This window comes from Phytobacter sp. MRY16-398 (assembly GCF_003925915.1).
Classification (GTDB): domain Bacteria; phylum Pseudomonadota; class Gammaproteobacteria; order Enterobacterales; family Enterobacteriaceae; genus Phytobacter; species Phytobacter diazotrophicus.
In genome coordinates, this window is the sequence record NZ_AP018756.1 from 2693956 (window position 1) to 2706683 (window position 12728).

Below are 12728 nucleotides of genomic sequence, written 5' to 3' on the forward strand. Positions count from 1 at the left end.
TAATGGCAACCCTGACACTCAATAACATCGCAAAACGTTTTAACGGGCAGACCATTATCCCTGGTCTGGATTTGACCATTCACCACGGCGAATTTATTGCCCTGGTGGGGCCCTCCGGCTGTGGAAAGTCAACGCTGCTGCGTATGATTGCCGGGCTGGAGGGTATCGACGGCGGCGAGCTGATTCTGGACGGCGAGGTGATTAACGATCTCTCGCCACAGGAGCGTAACATGGCGATGGTCTTTCAGAACTACGCGCTCTATCCGCACATGACGGTGGCGGATAACCTCGGTTTCTCGCTCAAAATGCAGGGCGTGGCGAAGGCGAAAATTGACAGCCAGGTGCGCCAGGCCGCCGACACGTTAGGGCTGACGCCGCTGCTGGCGCGTAAACCGTCGCAGCTTTCCGGCGGGCAGCGCCAGCGCGTGGCAATGGGCCGCGCGATCCTGCGCCATCCGCGCCTGTTCCTGTTTGATGAGCCGCTCTCTAACCTCGACGCCAAACTGCGCGTGGAGCTGCGCACTGAAATCAAGGCGCTGCATCAGCGGCTTAACACCACCATGATTTACGTCACCCACGATCAGATTGAGGCCATGACCATGGCCGACCGTATCGTGGTGCTGCGCGACGGGCATATTGAGCAGGTGGGCACGCCGCTGGAGTTGTACGACCGCCCGGCCAACGCCTTTGTGGCGAGCTTTATCGGTTCGCCGTCGATGAACCTGTTCACCGGGCACGTGGAGCGGCCTGGCATCGTGATGACCGATGACGGCATTGCCCTGCCGGTAGCCCAGACGCCGGGGCTGAATATCGGGCAGCGAGTGCTCTACGGGGTGCGACCACAGCACTTTGTGCTGACGCCGGGGGCGTCGATCGATGCCCATGTCAACGTGGTGGAACCCACCGGTTCGGAGACGCAGATCCTGCTCAATATCGGCCAGCAAAAAGTGACCACGCTGTTTCATCAACGCGTGGCGGCACTGCCAGGTGAAACGCTGAAAATCCTGCCGGATGCCCGTCATGCTCATCTGTTTGATGCCGCAAGCGGCGTGCGACTCAATTAACGCTGAGGGAGGTAATGAACAGGAAAGCGATTGTCTTTGGCGTCGATGGATTAATGATGCCGCCTGTCAAAAAGTCACTGCCGCAACCGCGCCTGTAGAGTTGTTGCGTGACGTTGTCACTTAATGTCAAAGCTCATGGGCATGTCACCTTAACCCAGGGGAGGCGCGTGACAGGCGGGCGCAACCATTGCTTATCGGCCTGGCGTCAAACGCGCTACCCTCGACGGTTCTATAATGCAGGCGTTACTGGCGCCAGATGGGACAGAAAGATGACCGAACATCGTTATACCCGTTACGGGAGTTTGCAAAACAAAGTGGTGGTGATCACCGGCGGGGCCAGCGGGATTGGCGCGGATCTGGTGACGGCGTTTCGCCAGCAGGAGAGCCGGGTACATTTTCTGGATATCGATATGACGGCGGGGAGTGCGCTGGCGCAGGCTCGTGGCGCCTGTTTTCATCCGGTCGATGTGCGAAATATTGCCGCGTTGCGCGAGGCAATCAACAACATTGCCGCCCAGGAAGGCCGCATTGATGTGCTGATCAATAACGCCGCCCGTGACGACCGGACCGATACCTTCACGGTGGAACCGGAGGCCTGGCGCGAGAGCCTGGCGGTGAACCTTGATCACCAATTCTTTGCCAGCCAGGCCGTTGCCGCGCTGATGCAAAAAGGCGAGGGCGGCAACATCATTCTGACCAGCTCCACCAGCTTTATGAAGGGCAGACCGGGCATGTCCGGTTACACCACGTCAAAGGCGGCGATTGTTGGGCTAAGCCAGACGCTGGCGCGCGAACTGGGGCCATCGGGCATTCGCGTTAACTGCATCGTGCCGGGGGCGATTTCCACCCCGCGTCAGCAGGCGCTGTGGCGCACGCCGGAATCCGAAAAGGAGATCCAGGCCATGCAGTCGCTGGATATCACCCTTGAAGGCCGGGACGTTGCCGCCATGGCGCTGTTTGTCGCCTCCGATGACGCCCGTGGCTGTACCGGAGGGCTCTTTTTTATCGACGCCGGTATCCGCCTGGTGTGACCGCATCTTCACCCCCGCACGCTGGCTGCGCGCACGTGCAGGGTGCGCCGGGGCGTCGTGATGATAGTGGTGACGACGCCCACAATATGCGCGCCTTCCTCCTCATCAATGTATACCGTGCGATAGTTTTCGTTCTCTGCCACCAGGCGCGGCGGTGAGAGGCGTAAACGCCGGACGGTAAAACCGCTCAGTAGGCGGGCGACGACGATATCGCCATCCGCCGGTTGCAGGCTGCTGTCCACCAACAGTAAGGATCCGGGCAGGATCGCCGCGCCGCACATGGCATCGCTGGCGGTGCGCAGCACATAGGTTGCGGACGGGTGGCTAATCAAGTGTGCCACCAGGTCGATCGCGCCTTCGATGTAATCGGCCGCCGGGCTGGGAAAAGCGCTGGTTGTCATTGCATGTCGCTCCCACGTAATGGCAGGCATAAGGCTGCCTGACAAACCTGTAGACGTCCTGATAAAGGTGAGGCTTTCGCCGCTGATACATCCATGATGACTGTTTTTATATATTACTGTGTATATATACAGTATCGCCAAAAAGGAGTACCGATCAAGCCGCCTCGCTGCGATTTTTGTGAAGAGATTGATGACACAAGGATTTTTGTTGGATGATGAAAAAATGCGCGACTCGGGTATTTCTGGCCCTCGTCTGGCCGCAGGCAACCATGAGAATAATAAGGGAAAAAACGCTATTTTATTATTTCGCGGCGGCGGACGTTTTTTACATTCACTGGGCCAGCCACTACACTTAGCAGCAGTTTAACCATTGGATGGCGAAAATGACGGCATTGAAAACCCATAATTTCTTTTTTATCGTTCTGTTGTTGCTGGTCAGTGTGGCGTTTTTTAGCCTGATCCAGCCGTACTATGCAGCCATTATCTGGGCTGTTATTCTGGCGCTTATTTTTTATCCGCTGCGGGTGAAATTATCCGCCTGGTTACGGGGGCGTGACGGTATTGCTTCGTTGCTGACCGTACTGCTTATCTGCGTGTTGGTTTTTATTCCATTAATGATTATTGTTACGTCACTGATTGCGGAAATTAATGCGCTTTATCAACGGTTGCAAAATAACGCCACGGATTTACCACAACTCTTTACTGACAGTATTAGTTATCTGCCCGGCTGGGCGCAGGGATATTTACGGGAAAATGACTTTGACTCTGTCGGTGCCATTCGCGAAAAATTATCCGGTGTGGCGCTGAGCTCCGGGCGATATCTGGCGGGCAGCGCGGTGATTATTGGTAAAAATACCCTGAGTATTACCGTCAGTTTCTGTCTGATGGTCTATCTGCTGTTCTTTTTACTGAAAGACGGCTCCCGGCTGGTTCGCAGAATATTTACGGCTATTCCGCTGACGGACAAAATCAAACGCCGCCTGTTCCATAAATTTGCCAGCGTCTCCCGCGCCACGGTGAAAGGGACATTGGTGGTAGCAATTGTGCAGGGGGCGCTGGGAGGCTTCGGCTTCTGGTTTTCCGGCATTAACGGCAGCCTGTTGTGGGGTTCGCTGATGGCATTCATGTCGCTGATCCCGGCGGTCGGTACGGCGCTTATCTGGGTTCCGGCGGCTATTTTTCTCTTCTCCACCGGGGAAATTATCACCGGTACAATGATGACGCTCTATTTTGTCGTGGTGGTCGGGCTGGCTGATAATATCCTGCGACCATTATTAGTCGGCAAAGATACCCGAATGCCCGATTATTTAATTTTGCTGACTACGCTTGGCGGGTTGCAATTCTTTGGCATTAACGGTTTTGTGCTGGGGCCAATGATTGCCGGGCTGTTTATTGCATCGTGGAATTTACTCGCCGAAGACCGTGCGCTGGCGATGAAATCGGAACAATAATCTGTATTGCCGCCGCCGATATTTTTCACCGGCGGCTGTGATGCCATTTCCACAAACCTGGTGAGCACAGGTAAAGAAGTGAAAAGAATTTGAGGAAAAACAGGGCCTGTGGTAGAAATAGAGCGTGTTTTACTACTGAGGACAATCGTTCCGCCGCGATGAGAAGCAATGTGCGGATATTGTAATTTTATGGATAATTTGTTCAGGACGTTCATCTCTGGCTTTTCCCGTCTTACTTCTTCTGTCTTTCTGCTTTCCGGCGAACAACACTGGCGCTCGGCGCTATAGTCCTTTTCTCTCTGCTTAGGTTCGCGTAAATCACGCGACTTTCATTTTTTACGCACCGGGTTTTCCGTTAGGGAAGAACCCTGCAGGATTATATTCTCAAGCAGGAGAAGCATGATGATTTACTGGATATTATTAGCGCTGGCCATTGTGGCTGAAATAACCGGCACATTATCAATGAAGTGGGCAAGTGTGACCAACGGACACGCCGGTTTTATTCTGATGCTGGTGATGATTGCACTGTCATATATTTTATTATCATTCGCGGTTAAAAAGATTGCCCTCGGGGTGGCCTACGCCCTGTGGGAGGGGATTGGTATTTTATTGATCACCCTGTTTAGCGTTGTGTTGTTTGATGAAGCGCTCTCCCCGATGAAAATTGCCGGGCTGATGACGCTGGTGGTCGGGATTGTGCTTATCAAATCGGGCACCCAGAAAGCGGCTAAGACGCCGCAGGAGCGCCGCAATGCAACAGTTTGAGTGGGTTCACGGCGCCTGGCTGGCGGTGGCCATTGTGCTGGAGATCGTTGGCAATATTTTCCTTAAATTTTCAGCCGGTTTTCGCCATAAATTATACGGAATTGGCTCGCTGGTGGCGGTGCTTGGTGCCTTTGCTGCGCTGTCTCAGGCAGTAAAAGGGATAGATTTGTCAGTAGCTTACGCGCTCTGGGGTGGGTTCGGCATTGCCGCGACCCTGGCGGCGGGCTGGATCCTCTTCGGCCAGCGCCTGAATAATAAAGGCTGGATGGGGGTTATCTTACTGATTGTGGGTATGATACTAATAAAACTCGCCTGATGTGATCGCTGCCCGAATCAGAGGCAGCGAAATCCACCGACTGTATTACGCTTAGTTAACGGAAGTCCTCAACTGGCTGTTTTTCCTGTTAAGGATAGAGGGGGCAGTGCATGTTGAACCCATTTAGCTGGCGGAATATCCCGAATGCCAAAACCCTGTTCGTCATGATCTTCCTGGCAGGGATTGGGCTTATTTTTTCTATCGTTGCGCTGCTCTACCTTTCGTTGCATCTGATCAGTAGCAAAGCCAACGAAATTGATGAGCACCGCACCGTACTGTCCGTGCAGGGGGCGATTCAGACCTCGGTAAATCGCGTGCGCTCGCTGGTCATTGATAACGCCGTCTGGGATGACGCGGTGCGGGAAGCGTATCGCCCACAGCTTGATACCCAATGGCTCTACAAAACCTGGGGTGAGGGATTTAAAGTCAATAATCTCTATGACGGCACCTTTATTCTTGATGAAAACTTCAACGTCTTATGGGGAGCGTTTCACAGCGCCACATTTACGGAACATTCGCTCGATTTTTTTGGCAAGGGTTTACAGGCGCTCATCCGTAATAATTCGGCTTCACTGATTTCCAGTAATGACATTTATGCCGGGATTACCCGTACCCGCAGCGGCACCGCATTTATAGGGATAGGCCTTATCCGCCCGATGGTGGGTAATTTAGCGGTTAATGATAATACCCGGCGTTATCTGGTGATTACCCGCCACCTGAATACACAAATCCTTAAAGAGCTGGGCGATACCTTCCAGATAGCCGATTTAGCGTTCACGGAGCAGAAGCCGGATGAATTCGCCGTGCCGCTGGAAAGTTCGGCGGGGGAGGTGCTGGGCTGGTTAGACTGGTCACGGCGCCTGCCGGGCGCGGAAGCTGCCGAGGCGGCCTCTGCCAATATTCGTCAAATCGCCCTGCTGGCATCGGGATTGATCCTCCTGTTTATTCTCCTGAGCAGCGCCGGGTTGTATAAGCTGGCGAAAGGGGAAAATATTGCCCGTCGGATTGCCTTAACCGACTGGCTGAGCCACCTGCCGAATCGCCGCGCCCTGATTGAACATCTCGATAAGCTCGCCGCGCGGGGCGACACCAGTATGATGAGCGTCGCCTTTGTCGATCTTGATGGGTTCAAGGATGTGAACGACATTTACGGGCATGACGTGGGGGACCGCCTGATCAGAACCATCGCCCAGACGTTACGGGAGAAAGTGCCGACGCAGGGGATGCTGGCGCGGATGGGGGGCGATGAGTTTGCCATGACCATTGGCGGCCCCTGGGCAGAGGAGCAGACCGCGAGATTTGCCGGGCACGTGCTGGCGTATCTGAATAACCCCATCCAGGTGGGAGAGCGGACGATCCATATTGGAGCCAGTATTGGCATCGCCAGCGGCACGCTGGTGGAGTGCACCAGTACTGAGCTTTTCCGCCGTGCCGATATCGCCATGTACCACTCAAAAAGTATCGGCAAAGGGCGCATCACGCATTACGATGCGGCGCTGAACAGTGCTCGCGAGCGGCAGTTGCTGATTGAAAATGATATCCGTAACGGTATGGAACGCGATGAATTCGATGTCTGGTATCAGCCCATTGTGGATGCGCGTAGCCTGGCGATGGTTGGCGTCGAAGCACTTGTCCGCTGGCCGCGCCGCCCGGGTGGCGAACTTAAACCCGATGATTTTATTGTGATTGCGGAAACCAGTGGCCTGATTTACGAACTGGGGCAATTTGTTCTGCGTCGTGCCTGTAACGATCTGCAGGCGTATAGCGATTTAAAATTGTCGGTAAATATCTCCCCGGCGCAATTTCGCGATCCGGATTTTGAAGATAAGGTGGCGAAGGTGCTGAAAAGTACGCGCTTCCCGCCAGCACGTCTGCAACTGGAAGTGACCGAAACCTATGTAGTGGAAAATCCGGAGCGCGCACATATCGCTATTACCACCCTGAAAGCGCTGGGCATGTCGGTCGCACTGGACGATTTTGGTACCGGATACTCCAGTATCGGCTACCTGAGACGCTTTAATTTTGAAACGATCAAAATTGATAAATCCCTGGCCGGGCTGGTAGATGATGATGAACAAGCCTCGGCGCTGGTGAGCGGCACAATTCGTATCGCCAGTGCGCTGGGAATGATGGTGGTGGCCGAAGGCGTGGAAAATGAAAAGCAGATGAAGATGCTACGATTGGCCGGTTGCGACCAGTTACAAGGCTACTGGTTTAGCGAACCCATGCCGCTGGACGACATTTTGCATTTTCGTCATCTGCGGCAGGGCTGATTTTACTCTTTTGCCAGCGCTTCGAGTTTGTCACGAAAACCGGTCACCGAAATGGCCCGGTTGTCGGCGCGCCAGCGATCTTTGGCGGCCGGGGCTGAACTCTGGACCGCAATAAGCTGCCAGCCTTCGGCGGTTTTCAGCATCAACGGCGAGCCGCTGTCGCCGGGCAACGTATCACATTGATGAGACAGAACGCTGTTTTGCGCCCAGCCGGTAACAATGCAGTTTTCGTGGCTGTACAGCGTGTCCAGATGATCGGCCGGATAACCCGACTGCGTCACTTTGCGCTCTGCCACTTTTAGCGCATCCGTCAGCGCCGCTTTATCACCCACAAACAGCGGTAACGGCGTAATGCCGGACGGCGGGTTGCGCAGCACAACCAGCCCAAAATCCCAGGGTGCCGCGGATGACGGCACGATCCAGCCATCGCCATCGGGTTTCAACCTTTTACCCAGCGACGGATCGACGCGCCCTTCGATGCCGTGGATTTCATAACGCCAGGTTCCTTTCTGCGAAACAAACCGCAGCGCTACCGCTTTATCCGGTTTGCCGTTCGGCGGCGTCAACAGACAATGCCCGGCGGTTAAGGCCAGGTGAGGCGAAATAAGCGTCGCGGTACATAAATTGCCGCTTGCTGTTTCCAGTTGCCCAATCGCATCCCAGGGGGAGCGGGTCGGAGTGGTCACGCGAACGCGATCATCATGACCAAAGAACAGCGTCTTGATCTGAGCCGCATCAATGGTGTCATCATCACCATCGTCGGCATGTCCGTAAGCAGAAAAGAGAAAAAACGATCCCAGCAATAGCACAACGGTTTTTCGCATATCACACTCTGGTGGGGTAATTATGATTATTAAATGTGAACCCAGGTTTATAAACTATAGACGGGGCGAGAAAAAAGTGGGAGTAAAATCAGCGTGCTACATCAGGAAAGAAAAAGCCGAAGGGCAATGAGCGCGCAGACAATCAGCATTAACAGGATGAACTCGAAACGATAACGTCGCAGCATAGGCCCTCCAGAGAAAAACGGCGCTTCACCTCAGGGTTCAGCGCCGACGATTTACTCAGCCTGTACAGCAGGCGGGGTATTACACGGTAACTTATGCAGCCGGTTGAGCGGCTGGTTTAGTTGCAGTGTGTTTTACGTGTTTTTTATGGTGTTTTTTAGCAGCCTGAGCTTTCTGCTCTACAGCCGGTTTAGCCGCTGCTTTTTTGTGGTGTTTTTTCTTAGCAGCCTGAGCTTTCTGCTCTACAGCTGGTTTAGCTGCTGCTTTTTTGTGGTGTTTTTTCTTAGCGGCCTGAGCTTTCTGTGCAACGGTTTTTTTCTTGTGAACTTTTTTCGCATGCGTGGTTTTAGCCGGGGCAGCAGCAGGTGCAGCGGCCGGAGCAGCAGTAGTGGTGGTGGTAGCCGGAGCTGCAGTTGTGGCTGCGGTATCAGCAGCGAACGCAACAGAAGACAGACCCATAGCAGCGGCAACAACCAGAGCTAATACTTTTTTCATTCTGATATCCTCGAATTTGGTTTCATTGTTCAACCCCACTGCGGGGCCGTTGAAAGAGACTATACCGACAGCGATGATCTCTTTCCGTGAGTGATTGGTTTCGGCGTGTAACGGGATGTACAAACGAGGCGGGGGGCGCAGAACGTAGTCTTTGTTAGATGATGAAAGTGTTTATTTTCAGATGGTTAGTTTTATTGTTATCAGTTGATCCATGTACATCCGCAAGGTGGACGTCATCGTTATTGTACGAATAAAGCCAGTACAGAGCCCCCCGGCATGATTCAAAGCAATTTATTCATGTTATAGCCGGTGACCTGGTAGCCATTGGCTTCATAGACTTTTTTGGCATGCGCATTTTCGGCGGCGACGCGTAATTTGATTTGCCGGATACCTTCGCCTGCCAGCAGAGCCTCCAGACTTTGCATCGCGCGGCTACCGAGCCCTTTACCGCGAAACGCGGGCAGGAGGTAAAAGTCATAAATAAATGCCGATTGATCCTCCCCATTCGCCCGGTACCATAAATAGCCAATCTGCACTTCGCTGCCGTTATCTGTATGCACGATGCTTTTCAGGCTTTGACCTTGCGTTTTCACACCGTCGGGCAGGCTGCTGGCAATTTCCCGTTTTGCCTGCGCCAACGCCGCATCCTGGGAGAGGTGATAATTAGCGGCAATCTCCGCAGCATAGTCGGGAATAAAATAGGCCAGAAAGCCTGCAAAGTCCGTTTCAGACATGGGGTGAAGCACAACCATATTTTTGCCTTTCAAAGTGATGGGCTGGCACAGTTCAGCGCGCGGTGCGTGAACTGTGCCGGGGATGATTACAAATAACGCGCCGTTAAATGCTGGCGGAAATAGCGGCTGTTCAGCGCCTCGCCAGTGGCCTGTTCGATCAACTGCGAGGTGGAGAAACGGCTGCCGTGCTGCCAGATATTCTGCCGCAGCCAGTCAAACAGTGCGGAAAAATCACCTTGCGCAATAGCTTCGTCCAGCCCTGGCAGGGCATTTCGCGCGGCCTGGAAAAGCTGAGCGGCATACATCGCGCCAAGCGTATACGACGGGAAGTAGCCAAACCCGCCGTCCGTCCAGTGGATATCCTGCATACAGCCGTTACGGTAGTTACCTTCGGTGGACAAGCCCAGCCATGCCTGCATTTTTTCATTCCACAGGGCGGGGATATCGTCCACCTCTATCTCGCCGTTAATCAATGCTCGCTCAATTTCATAACGCAGGATCACATGGGCCGGATAGCTGACTTCATCGGCATCGACGCGGATAAAGCCGGGTTTAACGCGCTGGTTCCAGGCGATGAAGTTACTTTCTTCAAACGCGGGTTGTGCGCCGAAATGTTGAATAATCGCGGGCAACAGACGTTTCAGGAAGGCTTCGCTGCGGCCAAGCTGCATTTCAAAAAACAGACTTTGCGACTCATGGATGGCGGTAGAACGCGCCAGCGCGACCGGCTGCCCCAGCCACTGACGCGGCAGGTTCTGCTCATAGCGGGCGTGCCCGGTTTCATGCACCACGCCAAACAGCGCACTCAGCAGTTCATTTTCATCATAACGGGTGGTGATGCGGACATCTTCCGGCACGCCGCCGCAGAACGGATGCGCGCTGACGTCGAGACGCCCGGCGTTAAAATCGAAACCGAGTAGCGTCATGGCTTCCAGCCCCAGTTCGCGCTGGGTGGCGACCGGGAACGGGCCGACGGGGGCAATCAACGTTTCACGCGATTGCTTGTCAACCACGCGCTGCAGCAGGTCCGGAAGCCAGGATTTTAGATCGGCGAACAGGACGTCCAGACGGGCGCTGGTCATGTCCGGTTCGAAAATATCCAGCAGCGCGTCATACGGCGAGCAGCCTTTTGCCTGGGCGCGGATCTTCGCCTCTTCGCGGCTGAGTTTTACCACCTCTTTCAGATTCGCGCTGAACCCGGCCCAGTCATTTGCCGGACGCTGAGTGCGCCAGGCATGTTCGCACTTGCTGCCCGCCAGTGCTTTGGCCTCCACCAGTGATTCCGGCAGCAGCGCGGCCTGCTGGTACTGGCGCGTCATCTCGCGCAGGTTGGCCTGCTCCACATCATTAAGTTCTTCTTGTAGGGCATTGCGCAGCCAGTCACCCACCTTTTTGTCGGTCAGGATTTGGTGCTGTAGCACCCCCAGTTCAGCCAGCGCCTCACTACGGGCGGTGCTGCCCCCCGGCGGCATCATGGCGAACATGTCCCATCCGGCGATGGCGGAGAGGTGCTGAAAACGGCTCAGGCGCATGAAGGTGCGGGTAAGGGATTGATAGTTTTGATTGTTATCCATATTGCCTCTGCAAGCGGGTTCGGAACGATATGAATGAGAGTACAGAGATTCAGGCGCTTATCAATGGACAAACAAGATTATTCGCCGGTTTATGGTGGGACATTACCAACTGAACCATAATGAAAAAGTCGCAGGTGATATACGTTGAATCAACCCTAAAGCCTAAATGATGAATCCCTTTGTGTGGATCATATTTGCTCTTATGGTGCTTGACGCAGTACGTGAACTTTTAGGGGCATCGTCGATACTGGGAATGTTCTGATCTGCCAGGGCACAGAGCAAAAGCCCCGAAAATAGACCGGGGCTCTATGTTAACTCGTACCGCTTTAGCGTAAGCGGCGATGCAGTCTGCTGCCGACAAATAACGCCAGTAACAGCATCAGCGCAATAAAGCCGCCCACACCGTTCCAGCCATAGTTATGCCAGAACACACCACCGAGCGTACCCGCAATACTTGAGCCCAGATAATAGCTGAATAAATACAGCGATGAAGCCTGCCCTTTGGCGCGGCGCGCGCGTGGGCCAATCCAGCTACTGGCGACGGAGTGGGAAGCAAAGAAACCGGCAGTAAAAAGCAGCATACCGATAAAGATCGCCCACAGTGAAGGAAGTAACGTTAATAAAAGACCGGAAAGCATAATTGCAATCGAGGCGACCATCACCGGCCCACGACCATATTTGGCGGTCATTGCTCCGGCGCGTGGCGAACTCCAGGTGCCGGTTAAATAGGCGACGGAAAGTAACCCCACCACCGCCTGGCTTAAAAACCACGGCGACTGCATTAACCGATAACCAATGTAATTAAACAGGGTAACGAACGAGCCCATTAACAGGAAACCCTCAAGGAATAATAAGGGCAATCCTTTATCGCGCCAGTGCAGGCGAAAATTAATGAACAGGGTGCGCGGGCGTAGCGAACTCGGACGGAAATGACGAGATTCCGGCAAAATACGCCAGAACATTAACGCGGAAGCCAGTGCAAAACAGCCAATTGCCGCCAGCGCGATACGCCAGTTAAAAAAATCAGTGAACACGCCGCTAATAAGGCGTCCGCTCATGCCGCCAATCGAGTTACCGCTAATGTACAGCCCCATGGAAAAGGCGACAAAGCTGGGGTGGATCTCTTCACTAAGGTAGGTCATGCCCACGGCGGCAACTCCGCTCAGTGACAGCCCAATCAGGGCACGCATGATCAGAATGCCATGCCAACTGGTCATCAGCGTTGAAAGCAGCGTACAGCATGAGGCCAGCAACAATGCCGTCACCATCACTTTCTTACGGCCAACCGCGTCTGATAACGGTCCGGTAAATAACAGACCGATGGCCAGCATGGCGGTAGAGATAGAGAGTGAAATACTGCTGTTTGCCGGGGAGACGCCGAACTCCTGCGACAGCACCGGCAAAATAGGCTGTACACAATAAAGCAGGGCGAAGGTAGCCAGTCCGGCGGAGAAGAGCGCCAGGGTGACGCGCATAAATTGGGGGGTACCACGTTTAATAAATTGTGTCGGCAAAGAACGATTATTTTCATCAACACCACTTGCCGGAAGAGTGTCAACGGTAGTTGTACGGCTCACTTGAAATCCTTAAGTTTACATCCCGGTCAGGCGGGGATGT

At 54.0% G+C, this 12728-nt stretch carries 16 protein-coding genes; 9 read left to right on the forward strand and 7 right to left on the reverse strand.

The genetic code is table 11. The features are described from left to right. Positions 1-2 precede the first annotated feature (2 nt). Together MRY16398_RS13285 and MRY16398_RS13290 are read left to right on the forward strand one after the other, a co-directional pair. The gene (locus tag MRY16398_RS13285) at positions 3-1064 is read left to right on the forward strand and encodes an ABC transporter ATP-binding protein (RefSeq protein WP_039078834.1); all 1062 of its coding nucleotides are present in this window, start codon (positions 3-5) and stop codon (positions 1062-1064) included. 269 nt (positions 1065-1333) lie between these two features. Continuing rightward, the gene (locus MRY16398_RS13290) at positions 1334-2095 is read left to right on the forward strand and encodes an SDR family NAD(P)-dependent oxidoreductase (protein WP_039078835.1); all 762 of its coding nucleotides are present in this window, start codon (positions 1334-1336) and stop codon (positions 2093-2095) included. 8 nt (positions 2096-2103) lie between these two features. Here the strand turns inward: MRY16398_RS13290 and umuD are convergent, their stop codons facing one another. Continuing rightward, positions 2104-2526 (reverse strand): translesion error-prone DNA polymerase V autoproteolytic subunit, encoded by a 423-nt coding sequence (gene umuD / locus MRY16398_RS13295; protein ID WP_071195519.1) that lies wholly within the window; start codon positions 2524-2526, stop codon positions 2104-2106. A gap of 160 nt (positions 2527-2686) precedes the next feature. On the opposite strand from umuD, the gene MRY16398_RS30590 reads away from it, so the two are divergent. The 6 genes from MRY16398_RS30590 (at position 2687) to MRY16398_RS13315 (ending at position 7301) form a co-directional block, all read left to right on the forward strand. Then, positions 2687-2863 (forward strand): hypothetical protein, encoded by a 177-nt coding sequence (locus tag MRY16398_RS30590; RefSeq protein WP_172600647.1) that lies wholly within the window; start codon positions 2687-2689, stop codon positions 2861-2863. Positions 2864-2879: 16 nt separating this feature from the next. Further along, positions 2880-3947: an AI-2E family transporter gene (locus MRY16398_RS13300; RefSeq protein WP_039078864.1), complete on the forward strand. Its 1068-nt coding sequence runs from the start codon at positions 2880-2882 to the stop codon at positions 3945-3947. Positions 3948-4136: 189 nt separating this feature from the next. Next, complete coding sequence (locus MRY16398_RS31410; protein ID WP_418904010.1) at positions 4137-4235, forward strand: protein YdgV; 99 nt, start codon at positions 4137-4139, stop codon at positions 4233-4235. 114 nt (positions 4236-4349) lie between these two features. Beyond that, positions 4350-4712: a multidrug/spermidine efflux SMR transporter subunit MdtJ gene (mdtJ, locus tag MRY16398_RS13305; RefSeq protein WP_039078836.1), complete on the forward strand. Its 363-nt coding sequence runs from the start codon at positions 4350-4352 to the stop codon at positions 4710-4712. Then, positions 4699-5028 (forward strand): multidrug/spermidine efflux SMR transporter subunit MdtI, encoded by a 330-nt coding sequence (mdtI, locus tag MRY16398_RS13310; protein ID WP_071195520.1) that lies wholly within the window; start codon positions 4699-4701, stop codon positions 5026-5028. The genes mdtJ and mdtI overlap by 14 nt, the downstream gene beginning before the upstream one ends. A gap of 110 nt (positions 5029-5138) precedes the next feature. Continuing rightward, entirely contained in the window at positions 5139-7301 is a 2163-nt protein-coding gene (locus MRY16398_RS13315) for a bifunctional diguanylate cyclase/phosphodiesterase (protein WP_039078838.1), read from the forward strand. 2 nt (positions 7302-7303) lie between these two features. Here MRY16398_RS13315 and MRY16398_RS13320 read toward each other — a convergent pair whose 3' ends face one another. The 5 genes from MRY16398_RS13320 to MRY16398_RS13335 all read right to left on the reverse strand — a co-directional run bounded on the left by MRY16398_RS13320 (position 7304) and on the right by MRY16398_RS13335 (position 11111). Continuing rightward, positions 7304-8125: a trypsin-like serine peptidase gene (locus MRY16398_RS13320; protein WP_071195522.1), complete on the reverse strand. Its 822-nt coding sequence runs from the start codon at positions 8123-8125 to the stop codon at positions 7304-7306. A 101-nt stretch (positions 8126-8226) separates the two neighbouring features. Beyond that, positions 8227-8310 (reverse strand): small membrane protein YdgU, encoded by an 84-nt coding sequence (ydgU, locus tag MRY16398_RS31415; RefSeq protein ID WP_090088754.1) that lies wholly within the window; start codon positions 8308-8310, stop codon positions 8227-8229. Positions 8311-8401: 91 nt separating this feature from the next. Further along, positions 8402-8803 (reverse strand): acid resistance repetitive basic protein Asr, encoded by a 402-nt coding sequence (gene asr / locus MRY16398_RS13325; RefSeq protein WP_039078840.1) that lies wholly within the window; start codon positions 8801-8803, stop codon positions 8402-8404. Between the two features lie 281 nt (positions 8804-9084). After that, the gene (locus MRY16398_RS13330; RefSeq protein ID WP_172600648.1) at positions 9085-9555 is read right to left on the reverse strand and encodes a GNAT family N-acetyltransferase; all 471 of its coding nucleotides are present in this window, start codon (positions 9553-9555) and stop codon (positions 9085-9087) included. A gap of 68 nt (positions 9556-9623) precedes the next feature. After that, positions 9624-11111: a carboxypeptidase M32 gene (locus MRY16398_RS13335; RefSeq protein ID WP_125124559.1), complete on the reverse strand. Its 1488-nt coding sequence runs from the start codon at positions 11109-11111 to the stop codon at positions 9624-9626. Between the two features lie 169 nt (positions 11112-11280). Between MRY16398_RS13335 and MRY16398_RS31280 the strand changes: the two genes are divergently transcribed. Continuing rightward, on the forward strand, positions 11281-11373 hold the full coding sequence (locus tag MRY16398_RS31280; RefSeq protein WP_223886976.1) for a KPN_01571 family protein: 93 nt from the start codon (positions 11281-11283) through the stop codon (positions 11371-11373). Positions 11374-11437: 64 nt separating this feature from the next. On the opposite strand, the gene MRY16398_RS13340 is transcribed toward MRY16398_RS31280, so the two are convergent. Next, the gene (locus tag MRY16398_RS13340) at positions 11438-12688 is read right to left on the reverse strand and encodes an MFS transporter (protein ID WP_039078843.1); all 1251 of its coding nucleotides are present in this window, start codon (positions 12686-12688) and stop codon (positions 11438-11440) included. Between the last annotated feature and the right edge of the window lie 40 nt (positions 12689-12728).

Excerpts from the sequence above, each read along its gene's own strand:
- MRY16398_RS13285 (WP_039078834.1), top strand. The coding sequence starts at position 3 with ATGGCAACCCTGACACTCAATAACATCGCAAAACGTTTTAACGGGCAG.
- MRY16398_RS13290 (WP_039078835.1), top strand. The coding sequence starts at position 1,334 with ATGACCGAACATCGTTATACCCGTTACGGGAGTTTGCAAAACAAAGTG.
- umuD (WP_071195519.1), bottom strand. The coding sequence starts at position 2,526 with ATGCCTGCCATTACGTGGGAGCGACATGCAATGACAACCAGCGCTTTT.
- MRY16398_RS30590 (WP_172600647.1), top strand. The coding sequence starts at position 2,687 with ATGACACAAGGATTTTTGTTGGATGATGAAAAAATGCGCGACTCGGGT.
- MRY16398_RS13300 (WP_039078864.1), top strand. The coding sequence starts at position 2,880 with ATGACGGCATTGAAAACCCATAATTTCTTTTTTATCGTTCTGTTGTTG.
- MRY16398_RS31410 (WP_418904010.1), top strand. The coding sequence starts at position 4,137 with ATGGATAATTTGTTCAGGACGTTCATCTCTGGCTTTTCCCGTCTTACT.
- mdtJ (WP_039078836.1), top strand. The coding sequence starts at position 4,350 with ATGATTTACTGGATATTATTAGCGCTGGCCATTGTGGCTGAAATAACC.
- mdtI (WP_071195520.1), top strand. The coding sequence starts at position 4,699 with ATGCAACAGTTTGAGTGGGTTCACGGCGCCTGGCTGGCGGTGGCCATT.
- MRY16398_RS13315 (WP_039078838.1), top strand. The coding sequence starts at position 5,139 with ATGTTGAACCCATTTAGCTGGCGGAATATCCCGAATGCCAAAACCCTG.
- MRY16398_RS13320 (WP_071195522.1), bottom strand. The coding sequence starts at position 8,125 with ATGCGAAAAACCGTTGTGCTATTGCTGGGATCGTTTTTTCTCTTTTCT.
- ydgU (WP_090088754.1), bottom strand. The coding sequence starts at position 8,310 with ATGCTGCGACGTTATCGTTTCGAGTTCATCCTGTTAATGCTGATTGTC.
- asr (WP_039078840.1), bottom strand. The coding sequence starts at position 8,803 with ATGAAAAAAGTATTAGCTCTGGTTGTTGCCGCTGCTATGGGTCTGTCT.
- MRY16398_RS13330 (WP_172600648.1), bottom strand. The coding sequence starts at position 9,555 with ATGGTTGTGCTTCACCCCATGTCTGAAACGGACTTTGCAGGCTTTCTG.
- MRY16398_RS13335 (WP_125124559.1), bottom strand. The coding sequence starts at position 11,111 with ATGGATAACAATCAAAACTATCAATCCCTTACCCGCACCTTCATGCGC.
- MRY16398_RS31280 (WP_223886976.1), top strand. The coding sequence starts at position 11,281 with ATGAATCCCTTTGTGTGGATCATATTTGCTCTTATGGTGCTTGACGCA.